The sequence below is a fragment of the Edaphobacter sp. FHG110511_03 genome, assembly GCF_059115365.1.
Window position 1 is genome coordinate 509,461 of sequence record NZ_JBZYWL010000005.1, and the last position, 23,459, is coordinate 532,919.

At 53.1% G+C, this 23,459-nt stretch carries 20 protein-coding genes and 2 pseudogenes; 13 read left to right on the forward strand and 9 right to left on the reverse strand.

Annotation, left to right across the window (positions count from 1 at the left end; all coding sequences use genetic code 11):
- The first annotated feature begins 46 nt into the window (after positions 1–46).
- Both AC5S26_RS21935 and AC5S26_RS21940 read left to right on the forward strand, forming a co-directional pair.
- Entirely contained in the window at positions 47–1,447 is a 1,401-nt protein-coding gene (locus tag AC5S26_RS21935; protein WP_494187074.1) for a phytoene desaturase family protein, read from the forward strand.
- 208 nt (positions 1,448–1,655) lie between these two features.
- Entirely contained in the window at positions 1,656–1,976 is a 321-nt protein-coding gene (locus AC5S26_RS21940) for a response regulator (protein ID WP_494187173.1), read from the forward strand.
- Between the two features lie 310 nt (positions 1,977–2,286).
- Here the strand turns inward: AC5S26_RS21940 and AC5S26_RS21945 are convergent, their stop codons facing one another.
- The 6 genes and pseudogenes from AC5S26_RS21945 to AC5S26_RS21970 all read right to left on the reverse strand — a co-directional run bounded on the left by AC5S26_RS21945 (position 2,287) and on the right by AC5S26_RS21970 (position 9,084).
- Positions 2,287–3,213 carry an NADP-dependent oxidoreductase gene (locus AC5S26_RS21945; RefSeq protein WP_494187075.1) on the reverse strand — a complete coding sequence of 309 codons (927 nt, stop codon included), beginning with the start codon at positions 3,211–3,213 and terminating at the stop codon, positions 2,287–2,289.
- 205 nt (positions 3,214–3,418) lie between these two features.
- On the reverse strand, positions 3,419–4,282 hold the full coding sequence (locus AC5S26_RS21950; RefSeq protein ID WP_494187076.1) for a ferritin-like domain-containing protein: 864 nt from the start codon (positions 4,280–4,282) through the stop codon (positions 3,419–3,421).
- 514 nt (positions 4,283–4,796) lie between these two features.
- A pseudogene (locus AC5S26_RS21955) lies at positions 4,797–4,934 on the reverse strand (peptide-methionine (R)-S-oxide reductase); the annotation flags it as partial.
- Positions 4,935–5,130: 196 nt separating this feature from the next.
- Positions 5,131–5,637 (reverse strand): YkgB family protein, encoded by a 507-nt coding sequence (locus AC5S26_RS21960; protein WP_494187077.1) that lies wholly within the window; start codon positions 5,635–5,637, stop codon positions 5,131–5,133.
- Positions 5,638–7,012: 1,375 nt separating this feature from the next.
- On the reverse strand, positions 7,013–8,410 hold the full coding sequence (locus AC5S26_RS21965; RefSeq protein WP_494187078.1) for an ATP-binding protein: 1,398 nt from the start codon (positions 8,408–8,410) through the stop codon (positions 7,013–7,015).
- Entirely contained in the window at positions 8,404–9,084 is a 681-nt protein-coding gene (locus AC5S26_RS21970; protein WP_494187079.1) for a response regulator transcription factor, read from the reverse strand. Before AC5S26_RS21970 ends, AC5S26_RS21965 begins: the two co-directional genes overlap by 7 nt.
- A gap of 140 nt (positions 9,085–9,224) precedes the next feature.
- Between AC5S26_RS21970 and AC5S26_RS21975 the strand changes: the two genes are divergently transcribed.
- From AC5S26_RS21975 to AC5S26_RS22010, 8 genes are all read left to right on the forward strand, one after another.
- Positions 9,225–12,209 carry a TonB-dependent receptor gene (locus AC5S26_RS21975; RefSeq protein ID WP_494187080.1) on the forward strand — a complete coding sequence of 995 codons (2,985 nt, stop codon included), beginning with the start codon at positions 9,225–9,227 and terminating at the stop codon, positions 12,207–12,209.
- 89 nt (positions 12,210–12,298) lie between these two features.
- Positions 12,299–13,579, forward strand: a complete 1,281-nt coding sequence (locus AC5S26_RS21980; RefSeq protein ID WP_494187081.1) for a histidine-type phosphatase — start codon at positions 12,299–12,301, stop codon at positions 13,577–13,579.
- Positions 13,580–13,931: 352 nt separating this feature from the next.
- Entirely contained in the window at positions 13,932–14,471 is a 540-nt protein-coding gene (locus AC5S26_RS21985) for a GDSL-type esterase/lipase family protein (RefSeq protein WP_494187082.1), read from the forward strand.
- A 234-nt stretch (positions 14,472–14,705) separates the two neighbouring features.
- Entirely contained in the window at positions 14,706–15,041 is a 336-nt protein-coding gene (locus AC5S26_RS21990; RefSeq protein ID WP_494187083.1) for a hypothetical protein, read from the forward strand.
- A 10-nt stretch (positions 15,042–15,051) separates the two neighbouring features.
- Positions 15,052–15,384 (forward strand): alpha/beta hydrolase, encoded by a 333-nt coding sequence (locus AC5S26_RS21995; RefSeq protein WP_494187174.1) that lies wholly within the window; start codon positions 15,052–15,054, stop codon positions 15,382–15,384.
- Complete coding sequence (locus tag AC5S26_RS22000; RefSeq protein ID WP_494187084.1) at positions 15,341–15,802, forward strand: alpha/beta hydrolase; 462 nt, start codon at positions 15,341–15,343, stop codon at positions 15,800–15,802. Before AC5S26_RS21995 ends, AC5S26_RS22000 begins: the two co-directional genes overlap by 44 nt.
- 277 nt (positions 15,803–16,079) lie before the next feature.
- Positions 16,080–16,367 (forward strand): 3-keto-alpha-glucoside-1,2-lyase-like domain-containing protein, encoded by a 288-nt coding sequence (locus tag AC5S26_RS22005; protein ID WP_494187175.1) that lies wholly within the window; start codon positions 16,080–16,082, stop codon positions 16,365–16,367.
- Positions 16,258–16,731: a 3-keto-disaccharide hydrolase gene (locus AC5S26_RS22010; protein WP_494187085.1), complete on the forward strand. Its 474-nt coding sequence runs from the start codon at positions 16,258–16,260 to the stop codon at positions 16,729–16,731. Before AC5S26_RS22005 ends, AC5S26_RS22010 begins: the two co-directional genes overlap by 110 nt.
- Before the next feature lie 387 nt (positions 16,732–17,118).
- Here AC5S26_RS22010 and AC5S26_RS22015 read toward each other — a convergent pair whose 3' ends face one another.
- From AC5S26_RS22015 to AC5S26_RS22025, 3 genes and pseudogenes are all read right to left on the reverse strand, one after another.
- Entirely contained in the window at positions 17,119–17,796 is a 678-nt protein-coding gene (locus tag AC5S26_RS22015) for a hypothetical protein (protein ID WP_494187176.1), read from the reverse strand.
- Between the two features lie 51 nt (positions 17,797–17,847).
- Positions 17,848–18,284, reverse strand: a pseudogene (locus AC5S26_RS22020) (Rieske 2Fe-2S domain-containing protein); the annotation flags it as partial.
- A 388-nt stretch (positions 18,285–18,672) separates the two neighbouring features.
- Positions 18,673–19,662: an efflux RND transporter permease subunit gene (locus AC5S26_RS22025; RefSeq protein WP_494187086.1), complete on the reverse strand. Its 990-nt coding sequence runs from the start codon at positions 19,660–19,662 to the stop codon at positions 18,673–18,675.
- A 167-nt stretch (positions 19,663–19,829) separates the two neighbouring features.
- Between AC5S26_RS22025 and AC5S26_RS22030 the strand changes: the two genes are divergently transcribed.
- Genes AC5S26_RS22030 through AC5S26_RS22040 form a run of 3 tightly spaced genes read left to right on the forward strand, consistent with a single transcriptional unit; the run spans position 19,830 to position 23,295 of the window.
- On the forward strand, positions 19,830–20,645 hold the full coding sequence (locus AC5S26_RS22030; RefSeq protein WP_494187087.1) for a c-type cytochrome: 816 nt from the start codon (positions 19,830–19,832) through the stop codon (positions 20,643–20,645).
- On the forward strand, positions 20,642–21,610 hold the full coding sequence (locus AC5S26_RS22035) for an SMP-30/gluconolactonase/LRE family protein (RefSeq protein WP_494187088.1): 969 nt from the start codon (positions 20,642–20,644) through the stop codon (positions 21,608–21,610). Before AC5S26_RS22030 ends, AC5S26_RS22035 begins: the two co-directional genes overlap by 4 nt.
- A gap of 8 nt (positions 21,611–21,618) precedes the next feature.
- Positions 21,619–23,295: a pyrroloquinoline quinone-dependent dehydrogenase gene (locus AC5S26_RS22040; protein ID WP_494187089.1), complete on the forward strand. Its 1,677-nt coding sequence runs from the start codon at positions 21,619–21,621 to the stop codon at positions 23,293–23,295.
- Positions 23,296–23,459: the final 164 nt, after the last annotated feature.

Below are 23,459 nucleotides of genomic sequence, written 5' to 3' on the forward strand. Positions count from 1 at the left end.
ACGAGAAGTTTGACCGTACTCCTCCACACCGACTGAGAGGTTTCTGATGGCACAGCTGGACAACGCAACTGCAACAGTCGTCGGCTCCGGTCCCAATGGTTTGTCCGCAGCAATAGTGCTTTCAGCCGCAGGTATCCCGACGACAGTATTTGAAAAGAACAGTCGCCCAGGAGGAGGATGTTCCAGTGCTGAGATGGCATTGCCTGGATTTATTCAGGACCTTGGCTCCGCCGCGTATCCCTTGGGCAAAGCGAGCCCTTTTTTTTGCTCTCTTCCGATAGATATTCCATGGATCGAGTCACCTGCGTCCTGTGCACATCCTCTCGATGACGGAACTGCAGTCGTGGTTGAGCGGTCAATCGACGCGACCGTGGAGGGGTTAGACGAATGCGATAGAAACGCCTATCAATCCCTCTTTGAACCTTTGGTTAGGAATTTTGGAGAGCTAGTCGAGGAGGTCCTTGGGCCAATTCAGCACTTTCCTCTTCATCCTTTGCTTCTCGCGCGCTTCGGGTCGATGGCTTTGTTTCCAGCTGCAGATTTGGCCCGTTCTCATTTCAAAGGAAAACGAGCCCAGGCCCTCTTCGGCGGAGTCTCGACCCATTCCATTCTTCCTCTGGAGAGCATCGCGTCCTCTGCTGTGGGTCTCATCCTCCTGGCTGCTGGACACTCTGGTGGATGGCCCATACTCGGTGGCGGAGCCCAATCTCTCACGAACGTTTTGATCCGACACCTTGTTCAGTTGGGTGGAACGATTGTCACTGCGCATGAGATTACTCAAATGCCGCACACAGATCTCGTACTTGCAGACCTCACGCCTCACCAGTTGTTACGACTGCAAGATTTAGAGCTGGCTCCTCGGTACGTTGAGAAGCTCAAGGGATTCCGCTACGGGCCTGGCGTCTTCAAGATCGACTATGCCCTCAGCTGTCCCATACCGTGGGCCGCTTCAGAGTGTTCCCGTGCTGCCACAGTCCACATCGGCGGCTCTCTCGAAGAGATTATCGAGGCCGAACGTACGCTTGGCTTGGAGCGGCCCTTCGTCCTCCTCGGACAACCATCCCTCTTTGACTCCACTCGTGCGCCGACAGGAAGCCACACCGCATGGGCTTACTGTCATGTTCCGAATGGCAGTGCGATTGACTACACCGAAGCTATAGAGAATCAGATCTCACGCTTTGCACCTGGTTTCCGTGATTGCATTCTGGCTCGTTCTGTCTCCACTCCCGCCGCACTGGAACAATGGAATCCGAACCTTGTTGGTGGCGACATCTTGGGTGGCTCCATGAACCTTCGACAACTTATCTACCGCCCAACCTCAGAGCTTTATCGTACTTCGAAGAGGGGTTTATATCTTTGCGGGGCTTCCACCCCGCCAGGAGGCGGTGTGCATGGGATGGCTGGCTATCACGCAGCTCACGTTGCACTCGCAGACTTGGGGAGCTAGCGCGCAGGTCCTTTTTGCGGTCATGCTTGATATGAAAAGAGCCAACACTCGCATAAATCAGAAGGGTACGTCTGTGTCTCAACTGTACTTAGCTACAGGTCTCTTCTTTTACGCCGGAATTACGATGAAAAAGACGAAGCGATCTAACGCATGGTGCAAAGGCAACGCATTTACATCGTTGACGACGAAGTGTTGATCGCAAGAAACACTGGCAGCCATCTTCGAAGAGAGCGGCTACGAGACGGAATATTTCACTTGTCCCCGTGCTCTTCTTGCAGCAGCCGGCACACAACCTCCCGATGTCTTGGTGAGCGACTACGCGATGCCAGAACTGTCAGGTATCGAACTTGCCAGAAGGATCTTTGCACTGTGCCCAGCGTGCCGGATCTTTTTGCTTTCCGCCACTGAGTTATCTTTGATCGAAACATGGGTCGCCAAAGTCCCTACGCCAGACTTTACTTTTTTCAGCAAGCCCGTTCAAGTAGTTCAACTGTTGGATGCCGTGGCCCATGCGTTACGAACTGTGTGATGACCAAAACTGCGAGTCTCCAGTCTCCTAAATAGATTTGAGCGTAGTACGCACTTTCCGCAAAAAATGAAAGATAGATTTCGCGGTTCAGCCGTTGAGCGTCTTACATATCACTAATAGGCGGTGGCGCTGGAGCGTAACGCCAGAATACGATGGCGGATGCCCGGCGTTTCCTGAGTGAATCTGTTGTCCCGCTGACGCTCGGCTAAGCCCTCTGACGCAAATAGTGCTTGGGCATCCACGATACTCAAGCACTATTTGCGAAGCTATGGAAAACATACGGCTTGGAAGTTAGGCAATCCACGAGACCTCACGGATGAACGCGGATAATTGTCTTCCCCTTCGTTAGCTCGGTCGGACTGAAGACAGCAACAGCATCGTCGAGCGTAGCCACGTTGCCGATGTTTGTCCGAAGCCGACCATCCCGGACCCGCTGGACGAGCTCACTCAATTGGGCACGATCGGGTACGACGACGAAGTCGATCGTCAAGCCATCAGCGGGCCGTGCGTCGGTCGGGCCAGTAATAGTCACAAGTGTACCTCCGGCGCGAATTATGCCAGCAGACCGCTTCGCGATGTCGCCGCCGAGAACATCGAAAACCAGATCGACCCTACCAACATCTTCCAGGGTATCGCTATCGAGGTCGACGAACTCCTGTGCGCCGAAGTCGAGAGCCGTCTGACGGCCGGCAGCGCGCCCGGTGCCGATGACATATGCACCGGCCTCACGTGCGACCTGTGTTGCCATCGAACCGACTACGCCGGCTGCACCATGAACAAGGACGCTCTGCCCCGCGCGAAGGCGGCCATGCTCGATCAGCCCTTGCCACGCGGTCAGGCCCGACATCACAAGTGCTGAGCCCACCGTGAAGTCAACGTCGCCCGGCAGCGGCGCGAGGTTGCGTGCCTCGACGGCTACATACTCCGCCAGCGTGCCGTCGCGAGTCCAGTCCGTTAGGCCGAACACCCGCTGCCCTACCGACAGCCCCGTCGTTCCATAGCTGAGGGCGGTAACCACTCCGGCCACCTCATGGCCGGGGATCGAAGGCGTCCGGTCACGGCCGAGGTGGTCGACCCACGTCGAGGGCCACGAGAGCTCATCGACGGTGAATCCCGACGCATGAACCTTAACAACGACATCGCCATAGTTCGGGCCCTCCCCCGTCGGCTCGGGCCGCTCCACCAGCTTCATTCCGGCCGTTCCCGCGGCCTGATCCGTCACAACGATTGCCTTCATGATAATTTGCTCCTCGGTTATATGTCCCTTTTAGTAGAAATGTTGCGGGATGGAAAGCCCGTTCGATATCTAATGCGAGGGGCCACGAGTAGTTGCTGAAGGCAAAGGTGGAACAGCACCTTGCCAGTGATTGAGGTGACTTCACTCCCCGAAACCGCTCGGCAAAGCAACGATTTTGACCAGGGACACATCATCGACAATCTTTCTAAGAAAAACTTGCTTCTGTTGTAGCGTCGGAGCTCATCGTGATGGCTCCGTTAAGTCCGGTCGGAAAGAAGCCGCCCTGTTTGGCATTTGCCTGCATGCCGAAGGCGAGGTGCAAGACCTGGCCAGCTGTCCGGGCTGCGACAAGGCCATTTTTCAACTGAATAGAGAGGTACTGTGAGACCTGTCCGCTAGGGGGAGGAATCAGGTCAGCGCCATCAACCGGCGATGACGGAATCTTCAAACGAGCGACCTGAGTATGAATGCTGCCCGCATGTTCAGCTTCAGCCGCAAGAAGACGTGCAGCCGTAGTAATAATTTCGGGGGTTCTAAGCATACCGACAGCCCCCGCATATGCCGTCACTCCGATATCCTCCAGAATGCGCGCGACGGTAAGAAAGTCAGTCTGGTTGCCGAAGCCAATACCCAGAGCATCCAGATTGATATTGGGTTTCGCAACGGCCGCTGAGCCGAGCGCGTCTCGCAACAATACAACATGTGCTCGTTCATCTGATCCAATCTCAGCGGCAATCTCACGGCTGAAGATCTCGTTATTGTCGAATTTAACCTGAAAACCACCAGCTGTTGCGCCACCAGTCGCAGGATTATCGCCCGTTGCCTTACCATCGATGCCGATGCCAAAGCTCGTGATCGATTTGCCCGTCACGGCATAGGTGTAGAACTCCGCTTCGAGATATTCAAGATTCAGTGCGAAATTGAGTATGTCGGTTTCCGTAATGGGCTCCGACTTTCTAGTTGGCGATCCTCCGCCACCCATCATCGCGCTCGCGGTGTCGATTTTCTTCATAAAACGTTCGCGATTTGGCGAAGCAGATGCTAGGTCGTCATACATGTTCTTGGGCATGGAATCCTCCAATATTTATCTGTTGTGGACCGTCGATGACCTGCCTCGGGGAACGGTCGGCCAAGTGACGCACAGAGGCGAAGAGTAGCGGCTAAAGCTAAACAATTCCGTGAAGTGCAGGCGTCCTCTAATTCCTTTACACCCACCGAACGGGAAGAGCTTAAGGGCAAGTATCGACTGCAGACCATATATTAGTCATCCCAAAACATGCAGGATCAAGCCTGTTGTTTTCTTCAGGCGGAGTTGATCGGTGGTCTACTTGGGAAATTGAGCTTGCAGTCGTAAATCCGCGAATCCTGATGGGAAAACGACACCCTATATGGAACAAACCTTCGATATCGCGCAGAATCTTCCCTGAATAATGAGCCCGACACGATATGTTCTTCTAACTGCGCGAAATATTTCGCGTTGCTCGCATTTAGGCAACCAACTCGGACGGACAATACCAAAGGTGAAGAGTCGCCTGCAAAATGAATTGCAGCTTCAGTCAGTCTCGTCATTCCGACGATCGAGCTCAATCCGATACGAAGGACAACACTATGTTCTCTGATTCAATTGGCTTGGTGAAACTGGGCCACCCACATTCGTCGTCATATTTATTAGAAGACGCAAATAACGGCTTTCCAGAGACGACATAGAAATAAATCCCTGGTTCCTTGTTGTTCTAATGTTCATTTTGAAATGGTCACTCGGTCCCATTCTCCTGGGTCAAACGGTATTGTGTTCACGCGACGAGTTCACGATCGATTCGGGGGCGCCGATATTCTTTCATGCATCCCTCCCACATTATGAAGTGATCACTCAGATAGCGCGATATGTGGATGATGTGCCTATTGGCTTTGATAAAGCTACTCCGCTCTCGGTAGATCATAAGCGGCCTTAAGCGAGTCCGTCAGGGTCCAAAATGCTGCACCGAGAAGAGCGAGGTCTTTGATCAGGAATTCGCCGACGCCGAGCGACAGGGCTGGAAAACCTCCTAAGCTCGGTTCCCAACCAGGTGTGGTCAGAATAAACGAGAGGGTTGTTAGAAACATGAAAACAGCGACGATACTCCCCACGGAGGAGGCTTTGGGAAACCAATGTCGAACAGCGATAAGCGTTGCTATGACTAATTCAACGACACCGATGATCATGGTGAAGTGATGAACCGTCCAGATGCCGTAGCCCCAACTGATCAGAGGGCTGTGTGCAATCAACGGCTGAATGCCCTTGGTTTCATATTCTGTGCCTTTCATGCCAGCGATCCATCCGATCGCCACAACCAAACCGTAACGCAGGAACGCATGTCCTATTGGATCGATCCGAGCCACCCGGGCTGCCCAGACATTTGTCGTCACAGTAGATGGATTATTCATCAAAACCCTCCAAATGGGAATTTGCACCTTCACGAGACGCAGATCATTCTGATGTCTCGCGCGTAGCCACAGCGGTGCGCCTGACCACTTCAAAGTCTCGCGCAAGGCGAAGCTCTTCTCCCCAAGGGAATCTTCTGGAAGGCAACTGTCGTTTTCTATAGGGTTGAAAACCTGTTAGCTTTACATCTCAGTGAAACGGCGAGTAAGTAATGGATGGTGGCATGAGGCAGGCGCTTCGCTCCCAATTTAGCGAGAGCGCCTCACGATCCAGAGTAATCATTGGTTATCGAGACGCCATGACTTCAGGCGCACAAGCACGGGTAAATGCACTCCTGTGGACCGCCATGCCGATCTCAGCACCAACTTGATCCCCTATTGCGAGAAGTAGGAGAATACCTCAGGCCATGCGACGTCAAAATCGCATTAGCGATTTATCCCTCACCGAGAACGTTGCTGACGAGAATCTGCTGAGTGACATTGTTTCGCCCGGCTCCAAAACGTTGACTCTTTTATATCGGGGAAAATATAGAGGTCTTCATGATGGTAGATGTCCGCCGTACAGTCTGTCCCATAGATCCGAATCGCTATGAACATCGAAAATAGCAAGGCACTGCGCTGAGTCGTTACAGGTCACCTCCATACCTGGAAAGACCCAGGGCTTGGGAGCGTCAAGCGGCAACCGTGCTATCGCACGTAAGATATATGGCATCGCGCACAAATCATGGTGGCAGGTATAGCATCATATCGAGTTTGCGGTCTATACGTGCCTGTACGAATTTGTCTGCCCATGCTTCTCGTAAAGCTTCATGCTGTTCGCTGCCGCCCTTGAATTTGGGGCCCGCCCATTGAGGATCTCGCGGGAGTATGGACTTGAAGATCTGCTTTGCGCCATACGGCGCCTGGGTGCATTCCTTTAGGATGGAGACTCATTACACCTGCTCGTAAATTTATGTAATGCTTGCCCTTACACTGTCATTGCGCTAAGGAATACGACAGAAATCCATACGGCGGCGACGTCGCAACTCTTTTCCTCCTCGAATGGAAAAACGCCTTCGAGTCGGCGTCGGCTGGTGGCGGGGAGCACAGTCCGGGCTGAAGTTCGTCGCTATGGGCCTGATCGCGGTGGACCAAACGGTGATTACGACTGCTAAACGCGGTTCTCAACTACGACACCTAACGGGAAGCTGCTTGCCAGGGCCGGCGGCTATACATCGCCGACATCATCATTTCTTATGCCCGTTTCCCCATCTGCAGTTTGCTTCCAATCGTCAGGACTACCGTGCTCTATGCGTGTTACGTTCACCTGCTCGTGACCCACGACGAGCCGGCCGCGTAACGTTGCATCCTTGTCAACTTTCGGTCTCAGATCTCCCGGCTAAATTCGGGTGGACGCAGGTAATCTTAGCGTAAAGACAGTGCCTGCATGTCTCTCACTTCGGACGTGTAACGTGCCACGGTGAACATCAGAGATCCACTTCGCGATAGCCAATCCTAGTCCGGTACCTTCGGTCTCACTTCGCGATGGGTCTGCACGAAAAAAACGATTGAAGATATAAGGAAGATCGCCTTCGGAGATTCCAATACCGGTGTCGGTGACCATCAACTGTGCTTGATCCGCTAGTTGGACGACGCGAACTTCAACGGTCCCGGAGCGCTGGGTATATTTGAACGCGTTGTCGATCAGAATCCATGCCAGTCGTTGCAGCCCCAGCAGGTCCCCTAGGACAAAGATCGGTCGTTCAGAAGATATGGAAACATGAAAGGATAACCCTTTGGCTTCAGCGTGCGGAGATGCCATCTCGCAGACGTTCTCAATTATCTTTCCGAAGTTGATTGATTCAAAGGTCTTCTCTTGCGATCCAAAATCAGCACGAGCCAGTGTGAGCATATCTTCGATCAGGATGCTAGCTTTTGAGGTCTCTTCCAGAATGTCCTGAAAGGCCCTCTGGCTCATTGGATCGGTTGTCCCCCGCTTCAAGGCTACCTCTGCAACTACACGGGTAAAGGACAAAGGGCCACGTAATTCGTGCGAGGCATCAGCCGTGAACTGTTTGATCTGGCTAAGCGCCGATCCCAACCGCTCCAACATGCCATTGCATGTCTCAGTGAGGCGCTGCAGCTCATCGCCGGTGTCGCTCGCTGGAATACGATCGGATAGATTGTGAATGCTAATCGATCGTGCAGTTTCTGTGATCCTGTCAACGGGCGAAAGAGCGCGCCTGCTTATCCAATAACCGGCAAGCGAAGAGAGGATAAGGAAGATCGGTACCGATTCCAGCAGACCGCGCAAGAATTGATGCAGAAGGACCCGGTTAGCCGCTTCAGGAGCTGCGGCGAAGACAAAGAGATTTTCATGATTCACGCTGATCGGGCGGACGAGAACCCAGTATGGCTGTCCCCGGGATTCGACATGAATAAATCTTTCCACGCTGCCCTGCTTTACTGAAGGCCACGCGAATGATTCTGCAGCAAGCGAGGGAGAAGGATACGCTTCGCTGCCGTCTTCACGGAGCACCTCTGAGAGTCCATTACCAGTGGCGCGAGCAAAGTCACGAAAGTCGTCGAAACGATCTTGCTGGGATGCGTTGAAATCCTTGCGAAGCAGATTCTGCAGACGATCAATTCTTCTCGCGAGCGTTTGATGCCTCTCCGCGGTCAACGTTCGTTTCAGGTTGAACCACATTGCTGTTCCAAAAAGCACCCAACCGGCGAAGAACATCAGGCCAAACCACATCGTCAGACGCAGCGAAATCGAGAAAGGCCTCTTTACCATGGATCGGTCCGGAATGTGTAGCCAACCCCGCGGACCGTATGGAGCAACTCCGTCTCGCCAGGCCGAGTGATCTTCGCGCGGAGTGCTCCGATCAGCACGTAGAGGCTCTCGAAGCTGACATCTGTACTGTTGCGCCACCCTTCGTTGATCAACGTTGCATGAGGAACAACCGCCTTGCATCGCCGCATGAGGACCTCCAAAAGTACACACTCCGTGCGCGTGAGTGAGGCTGTACGATCTCCGCGTTGCAGCTCGTACAAGTGGGGGCGGAATTTCAGGTCAGCGTAAACATATTCTTTCGTGGAGGTGGAACGCGGAAGACGCCTCTCGGAGGCTCTTACTTTGGCTAATAACACATCCAGCGCAAACGGCTTCGTCAGATAATCATCTGCTCCCGCGTCGAGACCGTAGATGATGTCCTGCATCGTATCGCGAGCTGAGACGATGATGGTCTGTATCGCGAAACGTTCCTCGCGAAGCTTTTTGATCGCGGAGAAACCATCCATCCTGGGAAGCATGACATCGAGGATCAGGAGGTCGAAGTTATTTGTCCTGCCGAGCCGAAGGCCTTCCTCGCCATCGTAGGCGAGTGTGACAAAGTGTCCCTCGCTTTCAAGCGCGGCTCCGAGATGCGCTGCCAGCTTCTTCTTGTCCTCGACGAGGAGAATTTTCATTGGTGTTTCGACCTTAACCGCAAAATGTAAATTTTCCATGAAACGTCGCGGCATAAGAGGGCTTCCTTAAGTTGAGCTTAGGTTCAACTGAGATAGTGCTTCCTATCCGAACAGACAAGAATGGTGAAGAAAGAGGCTCTATGTGTATCGCTCGAGAGGGTAGGAAGCACAGGATTGCGTTGTCCATCCTGTTTGTTTTCTTACTTATGTCACGTGTAGTTGCCGCGCAGTCCAGCAAAGGCTCGATCTCCGGCTCGGTCGTCGACAATTCAGGAGCAGCGCTCAGTGGCGCCCGGGTGGAACTGCTTCCCCTTGGGCTCGTCAGTGTCAGCAACACTCAGGGCGGGTTCACATTTCCCGAGGTCACAATCGGTAAGTACACGCTTGCCGTCTCGTATGTGGGATTCAAGCCGACACAAACGGACGTGGAACTGACTGCCGGGCAGAAGCTCAACATCCCACTGACGCTTTCGGTGACCTCAGTGAGCGATGAAATTCTCGTCACCGCCGAGCGGCCCCATGGCGAGGCTGAAGCAATTAATGAGACGCGTACGGCCGACAACATTGTTCAGGTTCTTCCTAACGAAGTGATCATGAGTTTGCCCAATGCAAATGTGGCCGACGCGATCGGTCGTCTGCCGTCCGTGTCCCTCTACCGCATCGAGGGCGAAGGCGTCTACATTCAGGTACGCGGAACTGAACCTCGTCTGACCAACGTAACAGTCGACGGTATCACCATTCCCTCGCCTGAACCTACGGTACGACAGGTGCGCCTTGACGTGCTGCCGGCTGATCTCGTGGAAGCAGTGGAGCTCAATAAAACGCTCTCAGCCAATCAGGATGCCAATGGTATTGGCGGCTCAGTCAACCTGCGCACAAAGGAAGCTGGAGAACAGCCCACCGTCAACCTGTGGAGCAACGGTGGGTACAACCCAATTGCGAATGGCCGAGCTTCGTATGGTACCGGTGCTACGCTCGGCAAGCGGTTTGGAGCAACCAAGAAATTCGGTCTGCTCGGCAATGGAGCCTACGACTATAACGGTCGCGGCATCGATAACATCCAGCCGACACTGGACCCTCTATCAACCTTCGCTCGTCCCTTTTACGACAACGACACGATTCGTGAATATCGCTACTATCGCTATCGTTATGGATTCGCCGGAAGCGCGGACTATCGAATCAATGAGAACGCCAGTATCTACGCTCGCGGAATCTTCTCCGACTTCAAAGATTGGGGCGATAAATGGTATTACTCTCCTGTCTCAACCGCCATCAGTTCGAAGGGAGCCCTTCCAAGTCCAACAGCCGCATCTCCAGCTCCCAAGTTTTATACGTCGAGTAAACGGCCGAACGCTTCCGTAGGAGCTCTGATCGTAGGCGGACGAGATGCGACTGCAAACACCCTGACGACGGTAGAGCTCTCTGCATCTCGCTCCTATGAGATCAGCTCTGCAGGAAATCCAAAGGCCGATTTTTCCTGGATAGGTCCGAGCGTCAACTGCAATTATGATCCCTCTGCACAAACGAACCCGAACCGTCCTCGGTTCGGAACTTGTGACGGAGCCAACTCCCCGCTGCAAAACTCGCAGTATTGGATCTTCAAGGACATCACAACATCCCGCGGTCTTACAGCGCAGCTTAACCTTGCCGGGGCCCTCTCGCACGCCAGGAACTATGAGGTCGCCTCGCACTTCGGAACCTTTGAGGCGGGGTTTAAGTTTACGAACGCTCACAAAAACCAGAGTGCAACTGAGACTGTGTATGACGGCTGGTCCACCAAGGCAGGATCTTCCACGCCGACGATGGCTCAGCTTCAAAGCGACTTCTCTAGCACGAACTTCTATGACAACTCCTATTTCGGCGGCAAGTACGGCCCGGTGTCGGACTTCAACCTGGTGCAGGACTACACGCTGAAGAACTTTTCCGGCTACGTCGATCCGCAAAAAACTGTAGCCGCTACTTGGCCGAACATCTTTCACACAATCGAGCGCATTACAGCCGGGTACGCGATGAACACCATAACCTTCGGCAAGCTGCGTGCGCAGACTGGCGTCCGCTTCGAGGCCACCCATATGGATACATTTGGGTATAACTTGGCGTTCTATGGACCCGGCACTTCTACGCAGGTTTGCGGATCGCAGCCTTACAAGAACTGCTGGACTGTAAACGGTATCTCCAACGACCCTTCATATCTCGATGTCCTGCCGAGTGTGCAATTGCGTTATGCTCTCAATCCGAACTCGGCGTTACGAGCGGTCTACGCTCGTGGCGTAGCAAGGCCAGATGCCTATCAGCTAGTGCCCTATGTTCTCGAGGACAGTACTGCGAGCCCGACTGCAGTCACCATCGGCAATCCTTCTCTGAAACCGACCCGAGCCAACAATTACGACCTTCTTTATGAGAACTATCTCAACCCGCTGGGGATGATTCAGGCTGGTGTGTTCTTCAAACAGCTCAACTCGCCACAGGTCTTGACCTCGATTCCCGGTGGGCTCGACCTGCCGAACTTCCCTGCGGGATACTTTCCTGCATCGTTGCAAAGCGTCATTGCGCAGTACCCCGGAGACGCCGTAACGCAGTATGTCAACGGACAGAATGCATGGCTCTATGGTTTCGAAGTGAGTTATCAGCAACATCTCAGCTATCTGCCCGGCGTTCTGCGCGGACTGGGTATCTCGGCCAACTACAGCTATACAAAATCGCGTGAGAAAGGCCTTCCTCTCCGCACCGATCGGCCGACTCTGATCGATCAGGCTCCCCACAACTTCAATGTCAGTACCACATACGATACCAATCGATTGTCGTTGCGGGTCGGTCTTGCTTACAACGGTGCCAGCCTCTTCTCTTACAACTGGATCGCACCGAGTTTAGTAAAGGGAGCGGATCCAAGCCACTTAGGTGCGAACGGGCCCTCCGGTGACGTGTACACGCTCACGCACTTCCAGGTAGACGCACAGGCCAGCTATCGCGTGCATCGGGGATGGAGCGCGGTGGTCTCCGCCTTGAATCTCAACAACGAAGTCTTCGGATACTACACGGGCAGCACGCAGTTCGTGAATCAGCGCGAGTACTACAAACCAACGATCAGCGGCGGCATTCGTTACAACTTCCAGGCTTCAAGATAAATTCGGAATCGCTGCTTCTGCAACGCGGTCAGCGAAATGGACTGCAACGACATTCCATTTCGCACACTTATGCAATCTCAAGGAACCCAATGATTCGATGGATCGTCGCGATGTGCTGCATTGGCTGCGCCTGTACGAGTGCTTTATCAGCGCAGGTCTCTCAGGCAAAAGACGAGCAGCTCAAATTCGTCATCTATCTCAGCCGTCATGGAGTGCGATCCCCTACGGGAAAGGTCACACAGTACGCTGCATACTCTAAGGGATCTTGGCCGGCATGGGATGTTCCTCCCGGATACCTCACAAAGCACGGCTATCATCTGATGGAACTCTTTGGAGCCTATGATAGACTGGCGCTCGCAAACCGAAGACTGTTGTCAGCCCGCGGCTGCGCGGATGCGGGCAACGTTACCTTCTATGCCGACTCCGATCAGCGCACACACCAGACCGGAGAAGCTCTTGCCAAAGGGATGTTCCCAGGATGCAGCATCACCGTCAGGTCACTCAAAGAAGGAGATAAGGATCCTCTTTTTCATCCCGTGGAGGCGAACGTTGATCCCCAGGCCTCGCATCTTACGGTCTCAGCCCTTGCAGGACGCATCGGCAACGATCCTGGAAACATAACGCAAGCCCACAAGGCACAGTTGTCCGTGCTCGACAACCTACTTGAGACGTGTGGTAGCTCAAAACAGGACCGACGCCGCCTGTCTCTGTTTGAGATTCCTTCAGTCGTGGTTGATGGAGATGATCGCCCGGTTGATGTCAAAGGGCCACTGAGCATCGCAGGCACATTCACTGAAAATTTTTTGCTGGAATATACGGAGGGAATGAATGAATCCGATGTGGGCTGGGGCTGCGTCGATGACGAAAAGCTCCGTACTCTGATCGATCTTCACACCGCGTCTGTGGATTTCACTCAGCGCACTCCGGCAATCGCACGCTTGCAAGCCGCCAACCTCTTGAATCTGGTCCAAAGATCGCTGGAGCAGGCGATCACGCAAAACCCTGTGAAGGGAACGTTGGGGAGGGCCTCAGATAAGGTGCTATTTCTGATAGCACACGATACAAACCTGATCAACATCGCGGGTCTGCTGCAAATGAATTGGATAATTGATGGCCGACGTGATGATACCCCTCCGGGTGGAGCACTCATGCTGGAGTTATGGCGAGGTCAGAACCGACAATATTCTGTTCGCGCGTACTATACGGCACAAACTCTCGAGCAAATGAGGGCCTCTGTCGTCCTAGCGCCTGCGTCGCCGCCGGCGATGGCTCCGTTATTCATTCCGGAATGCAGCCGAGCCGACTTCTCTTGTAGTTGGAACGACTTTTCTAGTCTACTCAAGCATGTAACAAGAAGACCCCCTTTCTAGCAAGGCGGTGCAGAAGCCTTCGTAGGATGCAGAAGTCGCGCCCGCAGGCGATCCTCTGTGGAAGAGATAGCGATGACTTTCTGAGCAACTTGGCGGGCGATCCACAACTTTACATTCGGACGGTTGTTCTTCCGAACTGTGGCGATGAAGGATCACACAAAACTATCATTCGGACAGGCTTCGCACCTCGATTTTCGTGATCTCGCATTTGATGGCGCATATCCGGACAAAGGCTTTGAAAAGCTAAAAGGGAATCACGATCAAGCGGATTCGCGGCCAGATTCTGCAATGGGGAACGCGACGTCGTGGAATTATCCCGACAGGTGACAATCGTACAAATACCTATGAACAATTGGGCAATCGTCCGTGCTTCATCAAAATAGGTGAACCTACTGCCGACGGCTTGCGCCAGGTACTCACTCGTTTTCGATCTGCAAACGCTGCCATCACCACTCCGGTTGAAGTCGTGTTTATGGGTGACTCAATTACAGAGCTGTGGGAACGTCAGCCGGAGCAGTTCTTTCCCGGCAAGCCCTATGTCAACCGAGGCATCGGCGGACAAACAACTCCGCAGATGATATTGCGTTTTCAGCAGGATGTCGTGGAGCTGAAGCCTAAGGTAGTCGCGATTAACGGCGGCACGAACGATATCGCAGGAAATACGGGCCCATCGACCCTGAAAATGATTGAGGACAATCTGAAATCAATGACTGAGATCGCACAGGCAAACGGAATTAGGGTAGTGCTTGCCTCAGTCACACCGGCTTACGATTATCCATGGCGAAGGGGCCTTGGAGCCTGCCGAAAAGGTTGTGGAAACGAACGATTGGATGAAAGATTTCTACCTGAAGGCCGGATGTGTGTATGCGGACTACTTCACACCAATGGCTGATGAAAAGCATGGCATGAAAGAAGGCTTGAGCGTAGATGGCATCCATCCGACACCCGCATGTTACAGAATTATGTCTCCCATTGCGGACAAGGCCATCCAGGATGCCTTACAGAAAAAGTTGGCCGCTCGGTAAAGATTCTGCTTTCGATGTTTGAGGTCGCTAAATTGCGCTTTTGCATTGTCTCTGTTTATCTGCTTAATTCTTCCCTCTAACGCACAGTCTGCCCAGCCGAAGTGAATCCGGACCACACGGTTACGTTTCGCTATCTTGCGCCGCATGCGACGAAGGTTTCGCTGATTGGCGAGATCACCCAAAGGAAGGGTCCCCTTCCGATGTCCAAAGATGAGGACGGCATCTGGACCCTGACCACTCTCCCGCTCAAACCAGAGATATGGATCTACAACTTTCGTGTGGATGGCGTCGATGTACTTGCCCCCTCGAATCCCGCGATCAAAACCAGTGCCTCCCGGACAACTGATCTCAAATTTCGTCGAAGTTCCTGGAGAGTCCCCGTTCGATTACGATTCGCAGGCCGTGCCACATGGCGAGGTTCGCATGATGCTGTATGAATCGACAGTAATGGGTTTCACACGGACGCTCTGGGTATACACTCCGCCGGCCTATGATACGAGCAGGAAGAGCTACCCGGTGTTGTACTTACTCCACGGCAATGGGGAGGAAGTCTCAGGCTGGGTGCTCAACGGCTGCGCCAACATCATTCTGGACAATCTCCTGGCTCAGGGCAAAATTCAGCCGATGATCATTGTAATGCCGCAAGGTCACGCCCTTCAGTCTCCTGGCGTTGAGCCTCTGAAACGTGTAACCGGCGAAACGAGTATGTTCTCACCGCTCTTTCCCAAGGATCTTTTTGGGACAGATCATTCCATTTGCCGAGAAGAGCTACCGCATTAAGACCTCACGAGATTCACGCGCGATCGCGGGCCTGTCCATGGGCGGCGGACAGGCTCTTTCGATTGGTCTGGGTCATCCTGAGCTCTTCAAGCATGTACTGGGCTACAGCGCGGCGATCGGACCAGACTTCCTAGATATTCAGGAGGTCCTGAATAGAGTGACTGCAAACCCTCGAGCGGCGAATCAAGACTTCGGCCTGATATGGATCTCCTGTGGGCGGCAAGATTTTTTGTATAAGGCAAATGAGTTGCTTCATCAGGATCTGACAGATCACGGCGTCAACCACAAGTATGTCGAGACGGAAGGGACGCACGTATGGAGCGTCTGGCGGACAAACCTGAGCGCCTCTCTTCCCCTTACTTTTCCGGTAGGCAAATTGGTATCGAAACCCATTGTATATAGGCCGTCCAATGAATAGTCGTTACTTTGCCTCGGTATGCCTATTCACATAGACGGATCTTCGAAAGTGATAAATCATGTCCAGCAGGCGCAACTTCATCAAGCTGCTTTCCAGCATTTCATTCGCAGAACCACTGTTCGGTCCGGCACAGGTTCCTGCCGCTCCTGTAGGTGCGGCTCCCGGTCAGATGTCTCCGGATCAAATGGCGGGAAGCCCTGTAGGAGATCCTTTGCCTGGTCAGCCATGGAAAGTGCATGACCGAACACGCCCACAGGCGAGTAAAGTTACGCCCGGTATGCCCCTGCCTACACCAGGGTCAGCATCAGACGCCATAGTACTTTTCAATGGAAAGGATCTGTCTCAATGGGAGAGTATACGACGCGATCGCAAAGTATCCGAGCCAAAGTGGAAGGTCGAAAACGGTTATATGGAGATGGGCCGTCGCTCAGGCAGTCGGATCACAAAAGAGGCGTTTGGCGACCGCCAAGCTTCACTTGGAATGGATGACTCCAACAGGAACTCCACCGGAACGTCGCGGACAGATGCGCGGCAACAGCGGCGTCATCATGATGCGTCGCTATGAGGTTCAAGTGCTCTCGTCCTACAACAACATTACTTACGCCGATGGAGCTGCGGGCGGCATCTACGGTTTATATCCACCAATGGTTACCCCATGCCGTCCCGAAGGGCAATGGAACAGTTATGACATCGTCTTCAAGGCTCCACGATTCAATGTCAACGAACTAACCATGCCTGCTTTTTTTTACTTGTTCTTTAACGGGCTAGTTGTGCACGATCATATGGAATTGTTAGGCAGCACTGATACCCTTCCCATCGCCAAATACGAACCTCATCCACCAGAAGAGCCCTTCCTCCTCCAAGGTCATGCCGGTCCGGTACGTTATCGAAACATCTGGATTCGCCGACTCAAAAGCTATGACATGTAGCGATATTTGTCTCTTTCTGTCATGGACTTTACAGAAATATCGATAACTCATAATCGTTGGCAATGCCATTGGCGAGCTCGTAGATGCCGTGAGATACAGCTGCTACTGGTCAAGCACAGTTGTCTTCATCATTGAAGATCACGCGTAGGACGGTCCCGATCACGTTGATGGGTGCGCCACACAGTCGATCTGGTCATGAGTCCATATGTGAAGCGTGGCATCCCAATCTAGATTTGCCGGAGAGGCATTGTCCCATCCGGGACTTTCACGAGAGCTGTTCTTACCATGGTAGTTCTTTGCCGAGGTGAACGAACTTTCCATTGGGGCCGTCCGGATCGATGAGCGCAAGCTTCGATTCATAGAGGAGCCTGCACAAACCCAAAGTATTTAGGTGGTGTAGTTTTGTCCTAGTCCCAAGGCCGCCAGCCCCTTTCTGTAGGCTATGGAGCTCCTGTCTGCCGGGAAATGCGCCTCAGCGTGGAGGTTTATTGGTAAATCCTCTGGGAATTGCTGCTCCACGATTGCAATATCCTCTGCAAACACCTGGTGATTAAAATCGAGCGTGGCTTGGAGAGGTGCGTCTTTGTCAAAGTTTCGACAAATGGGCACAAAAAGTCTTGTCTTTCGAGCAGAAATCGGGGATGCAGCATTCAGAATATGAAGCTGTCTTCCCTCGGGAAAGAAGACGGTCAATTTCGCACTGAAAGGCAGGTACACCTCGAAGCGCCTATGCCACAAAAACCCTGGAGGGCTGAGGTGCTTATACTCGTGAGAATAATTGCTAACAATGCTGACGTAGTCAGCGATAAATCCTGCTGCCGTCTTTGTCACCGGGTAATCGGGGACGACCGGATTATCGGCCTCTCCAAAGGTTTCAGCGTGAACAAACGCAAAGTGGCTTACATCCAGAAATCCTTCGACCTGGCGCCCCGCAGCGGCAGCAATCATTACGTTATCAGGCAGCACCTTCAGAAAGTCAGAGGAGTCCCACTCCTCCAACACCGGTAGAGGGCGAGGACCATCATCAACTAAGCGAACCCATACGAGCCCAAAGCGTTCCGTCACGACAAAGACATCTAATCGTAGCTTAGGCGAAATGCTTCCGTTTGGATGAGCAGGTATACAGGTACAACGTCCGTTTTGATCGTATCGCAAACCATGATATCTGCAGATAATCTCATCGCCTTCGACGTGTCCATACTGAGAGGGATCCCTCGGTGATAGCAGATGTCCCTTGCCGCAGCAAGCGAACCGTCAGAAAGTCGATACACGACTACACGTTCATCCAGGAGAGTCGCGGCGTAAGGTTTACTTGTAATTTCGTGGGAGAATGCGACCGGGTACCAGAAGGGGGCCAGGGCTCTCCAGTCAGATTCGGTAAAGGTACACTCACGTGGAAGAGAAACTGGTTCGGATGGTTTACCTATCGTCAATTCAGAAATTGGAATAATGGTAGTCATAGACCTCGTGTGAATCGGTGCTCGTGCAGTTGGCCAATGTTCGTTTTGGATAGCTCCCCAACGAAGCGAGTTTCGCTCCGACCGTTCCGCCATTGCTGGAACTTCTCGATTTGCGTTGTGGGTGTAAATATCTCGTGATGGGAGTTGAGGCTTTGTAGCGATGAGGTAACATCTTTGTTTTTCCTCGTCTCGATAATCGAGAAGTAATTTAGCTATTTATCGACCACGACATAAGCCTTGAGTTGAAAACACCCAAGAGATCTTTCTATTCCAAGGTTTTTCAAAACTGTCACTGGCCATTGGTTGGCGTAGATATAGAAGAGCGACTTATGGTTGCAACGAGCTGGCTGCTTTCTCAACAAATGCAGAGACCTCGGCAGCATGACTGATCATGGCCAGATGCCCCGACTGAAGCGTAATCGTTGTCGCATTCATTCGCTTTGCCACAGTGGCTTCCAAAACCAGCGCTACCACTCTGTCCTCACTCGAAATCACATACCAACTGGGAAGGTTCAACCTCGTCAGCAGTTCTGGCAGTTTCTTCGACCCGCGTCCCAGTCTTCGCGCGGAGATGGAGAATAAATTGCCCGCTATCACTTTGCGGGAAGAAGTCCTGTCCGAGGAAAGGAACGAGTATGAAGGCACAAAGGCAAAGAAGAAGGAAGGCTGGCACGAAGAGCTTTCGGCGCGAAACCAGCTGCACCAGAAGAGCCTGATATGTAGTACGGGTTCGCAGAAACAGGCTTTCGAATCCCTTTTGAAACCTAGAAAACATGTTGCTGGGAGTTTTCGCATCTCCATGATGCGGTTTGAGGAGCATCATCGCCAGCGTTGGCACGAGAGTTCGCGACAGGATATACGAAGCAATCATCGCGAAGATCACGGCCTCCGCCATCGGGACAAACAGAAATTTTGGCACTCCCTTTAGGGCGAACATCGGGAGAAATACAGTGCAGATACACAGCGTCGAAACCAAGGCAGCAGTCCCGATCTGATCTGCACCATGCAGAATGCCGTTATGGAGATCTGCCCCCTCTTCAAAATGTCTCTCAATGTTCTCGATGGTCACGGTTGCTTGGTCGACGAGAACTCCCACCGCTAACTTGTACCCGAATTTTGCACTGTTCGCTCTTGCGTTCGCACTGAGGCAGCGTCGTCCTTCGTAACTTGAGAGTTTATCTCTGCTCCTCGCAGAAGCGGATGCTGTCGAGCGCGATGTGGCTCGAGGAACCCAGCTCTGAGAGAATTGGCGGTTTGACTTAGGTAACAGGAATGTGTCGTGGCTCGGGCAATGGTAACTAACATTGGCCTGTTTTCCTACAAACCATGTGACACAGACTGGCTGCTTGTTCCATGACCCTCTGCTCCATCCTTTATGCGAATGTTGATGATCGCAGTGTAACGATGTCGGTTTAAAGCCCACATATCCTCTAAACCTGTAGGACATATGGCCTATCAGAGAACAGAGCATTCGACCGATGTTTTTCCTGAATAATTAATCATTAATCAACGAACCGATTCGATGCGTTCAATATCGGAGCCGTCCGGGACCACGGGATCTTTAGCTTAAACCGGAGCGGACCGTCATGATGCTGTTGTTTTTCTGCGAAAGGAAATGTTTCTGTAGAAAAGAAGCCCATGAATAGGGTTCGATCGCTATGTTTTTTTCAGGCCGGAGTGGCAGTCCTGGCGTTGTCGATTTTGACGCCTCGTAGCCTGCACGCGCAAGGATACGCCGCCAAGGGAGGCAAGACCTTCGCGACCAATTGTGCGGGGTGTCACGGCTCTGACGGACGTGGCGGGGAACGTGCTCCCAACATCGCCACTTCACGCAATGTCACATCTCTTACTGATGAAGAGCTTTCCAATTTTGTGCGCAATGGCGTTGCCGGATCCGGAATGCCAGCCTTTGGTTTTCTGGGGGATTCAGGCATCAAAGATGTAGTCGGCTTCCTACGCCAGTTGCAGGGAAAAACAGCAGAAATTAAAGTTACCGGCGACGATGCAGTTGGACGCGCGCTCTTCTTTAGCCACGTCGGCTGTTCGAAGTGCCACATGATGCATGGCGAAGGCGGCTTTATCGCCAGCGATCTGTCCGACTACGGCAGCGGAATCGCGCCAAAGCGCATCCGCGCGGCGATTGTGGGTTCGGAGACCTCTGTCACTCCTGGCTCTGAGGTGGTCGAAGTTGTCACCTCCGGTGAGAGCTTTCGTGGCGTGCTGCGGACTGAGGATAACTTCACGATTATCCTTCAGACAGAGGACGGACGTTATCGCAAGCTCGAGAAAGCGGGCCTCAAGAAGCTCACGCGCACCGGTCACTCGCTGATGCCATCCGACTATGGGGCTCGCCTCTCACCAAAAGAGATAGATGACATCGTGAGCTATTTGATCCGTTCTGCTAATCCCATTGATCCGTCATCGAAGCGTGGGAGGAAGGGAACAGAAGAATGAGCGTTCGCTTCCTTATCCTCGCGGTTCTGCTTTTGCCTGGCTCTCTATCTACACAGCAGCCCAAGCGCGAGTTTTCGCTGCAGGCAGATTTTCCCGACTTCTGGGAGCTTGTTGACAAGGATGCGCAGCTAAAGACCGCCGGCTCAGGTTTTGGTTTTACTGAGGGACCAGTGTGGGAGCCAGGTGGAAGCATTATCGTTAGTGATGAGGAAACGAACGAGCTCTGCCGTCTGTTTCTCGACGGCCATCATACGACAATCCTGAAGCTGGGCGATCCCGACGGGAATACGCGCGATTCGCGACAGAGGCTGGTCGTCACGGCCAGCGTTCTACGTGCGCTCATCCGTCTTTCGCCAGACGAGAAGAGTTACACCGTGATCGCCGACCGCTACGAGGGTATGCGGCTGAACAGTCCTAACGATGTAACTCTTGGACCTGACGGCGCTCTCTACTTCACCGACCCTACGCTTGATCTTGTAAAGGGCGAAAAGCAAGAAACGCCTTTTAAAGGTGTTTACCGACTCGGCCAGGATGGGAAGCTCTCACTGCTAGTGCAAGACATCGCGCAGCCGAATGGGTTGGTGTTTTCACCCGACGGGAGATATCTCTACGTGGACGACACGGAACGCCACAATATCTGGCGGTATGCTTTCCATCCAAACGGCGTCGTCTCTGACGGAGTCATATTTGCAGATGAAAAAAGTGACGGTACACCGGGAGTTCCTGACGGCATGAAGGTCGACCGCAAAGGCAATCTTTACGTGACAGGCCCTGGAGGCATCTGGGTTTGGAATCCTGAAGGACGCAGGCTAGGCCGTATCTTCCTTCCTTCTACGGCAGCAAATCTCACGTGGGGCGGTCTGGCCCGATCAACACTCTGGATTACTGCCGGACACTATGTTTATAGCCTTAAGATGAAAACCCACGGGTATCTTCCCTATACCGAGCCGAAGGAGGCAAAGTGAGAGGTTTTTTGCCCCGCATTTCAATCCTCGGGTTTGTTTGTGCGCTAAGCGTGTTCTCCTCTGTCGTTGCGCAGACCGTGGCCAAACAAAACGACGATATCGTGTCGCGAGAGATGCTTCAGAGCACAACCCTGCTCAATGATTGGCCATCGTATAACGGCGACTATTCGGGCCGCCGCTTCACTGGACTCACGCAGGTCACTCCTGCCAATGCCTCACAGCTACAAGCGCAATGGGTGTTTCACAGTCACAACGCGGGAGTTCTTGAGGCAACTCCGCTCGTGGTTGACGGCGTGATGTATATGACAGGATCGAATGACGCCTATGCGATCGACGCCGCGACAGGCAAGGTACTGTGGCATCACATACGTGCCGTCACGCAAGGCCTCATCGACGACGCTTCCGGCCATATCAATCGAGGTGTAGCGATTCTGGGCACTAGCGTCTATATGCAGACCGACAACGCTCAGCTGCTATGTCTCGATGCTCGGTCGGGCAACCTGTTATGGGACGTGTCTTACGCACCAGGCAATAAGAATTACGGAGCGACAAGCACGCCGCTGGTGGTGAAGGACAAGGTCCTAGTTGGCACTTCGGGCGGTGATGATGGCGTGCGAGGATTTGTTGCGGCCTTCGATGCGAAGACCGGCAAAGAAGCTTGGCGTTTTTGGACGATTCCAGCGCCTGGTGACCCGGGTTCGGAAACGTGGCCCAAGGGAACTATCTATCAGCATGGCGGCGGTACTACATGGATGCCCGGCACCTATGACCCAGAACTAAACACGATCTACTGGGGGACGAGCAATCCTTCACCCGACTTCGACGGCAGCGTCCGTGAGGGCGACAACCTCTACACCAACTGTGTACTAGCCCTTGATCCCGATACAGGCAAGCTGAAGTGGCATTTCCAATTCACGCCGCATGACCTCAATGATTACGATGCCACTGAGACACCCGTGCTGGTCAACAGGATTTACGAAGGTAAGCCCCGTAAACTGCTGATCGAAGCGAATCGCAATGGCTTTATCTATGTGCTCGATCGCGTAACTGGTGAGTTCCTCCGAGCAACGCAGTTTGCGCAAACGCTGAACTGGGCTAAAGGAATCGATTCCAAAGGGCGTCCTATCCGCACCAATCTGATCCCAAACGCCGAAGGCACACGCATGTGTCCGAGCTACGCCGGCGGAACGAACTGGTATTCGCCTACCTACAACGAGCACACGGGCATGTTCTATTTCATTTCTCTCGACGACTGCAGTGTGTTCAAGGCAAAGACGGAAGATTTCGAAGAAGGGCGCGCCTACTACTCCACCGGCGCAGCGCATCTTCCAACGGAGCACAACAAGAAGTATTTGAATGCCTACGATCTAGCAAAGGACAAGTTTGTGTGGCGATATGCGCAAACTGGGGATACGCATTCCTTTGCCGGAGCCATGAGTACGGCAACGGGTCTGGTTGCCTTCGGCAACGATGCAGAAGAGTTTGAGGTCGTTGATGGTATTTCGGGCGATTCGCTCTGGCACTTTAATCTTGGCCAGCATGTACACGCCTCACCTATGAGCTATGCCGTCGACGGTGTGCAGTACTTTGCCATCGCAGCTGGTAGCGACCTCTTCACTTTCGCCATCCCGAGGTCCATGCGGGATAAACACGCAAGTAGCAAAGGCGTGCAGAAGAAATATTGATCTCCTCCTGGTGAGGAGCCAATAACGCAGGCCACGGTAAGCCTGCAAATCAAGAGCCCTCTAGTGGCTCAAGGAGCTATGACTGCTCCAAAATCATGCTCGGCCAGCAGCGGAGGCACACGCTGAATGGGCGTGTTTCTCTCCCTCGGATTTTACAGTCTCAG

Excerpts from the sequence above, each read along its gene's own strand:
- AC5S26_RS21975 (WP_494187080.1), top strand. The coding sequence starts at position 9,225 with ATGTGTATCGCTCGAGAGGGTAGGAAGCACAGGATTGCGTTGTCCATC.
- AC5S26_RS21950 (WP_494187076.1), bottom strand. The coding sequence starts at position 4,282 with ATGCCCAAGAACATGTATGACGACCTAGCATCTGCTTCGCCAAATCGC.
- AC5S26_RS21960 (WP_494187077.1), bottom strand. The coding sequence starts at position 5,637 with ATGAATAATCCATCTACTGTGACGACAAATGTCTGGGCAGCCCGGGTG.
- AC5S26_RS21995 (WP_494187174.1), top strand. The coding sequence starts at position 15,052 with ATGGGTTTCACACGGACGCTCTGGGTATACACTCCGCCGGCCTATGAT.
- AC5S26_RS22035 (WP_494187088.1), top strand. The coding sequence starts at position 20,642 with ATGAGCGTTCGCTTCCTTATCCTCGCGGTTCTGCTTTTGCCTGGCTCT.
- AC5S26_RS22030 (WP_494187087.1), top strand. The coding sequence starts at position 19,830 with ATGAATAGGGTTCGATCGCTATGTTTTTTTCAGGCCGGAGTGGCAGTC.
- AC5S26_RS22005 (WP_494187175.1), top strand. The coding sequence starts at position 16,080 with ATGCCCCTGCCTACACCAGGGTCAGCATCAGACGCCATAGTACTTTTC.
- AC5S26_RS21980 (WP_494187081.1), top strand. The coding sequence starts at position 12,299 with ATGATTCGATGGATCGTCGCGATGTGCTGCATTGGCTGCGCCTGTACG.
- AC5S26_RS21935 (WP_494187074.1), top strand. The coding sequence starts at position 47 with ATGGCACAGCTGGACAACGCAACTGCAACAGTCGTCGGCTCCGGTCCC.
- AC5S26_RS22025 (WP_494187086.1), bottom strand. The coding sequence starts at position 19,662 with ATGCTCTGTTCTCTGATAGGCCATATGTCCTACAGGTTTAGAGGATAT.
- AC5S26_RS21965 (WP_494187078.1), bottom strand. The coding sequence starts at position 8,410 with ATGGTAAAGAGGCCTTTCTCGATTTCGCTGCGTCTGACGATGTGGTTT.
- AC5S26_RS21970 (WP_494187079.1), bottom strand. The coding sequence starts at position 9,084 with ATGAAAATTCTCCTCGTCGAGGACAAGAAGAAGCTGGCAGCGCATCTC.
- AC5S26_RS21945 (WP_494187075.1), bottom strand. The coding sequence starts at position 3,213 with ATGAAGGCAATCGTTGTGACGGATCAGGCCGCGGGAACGGCCGGAATG.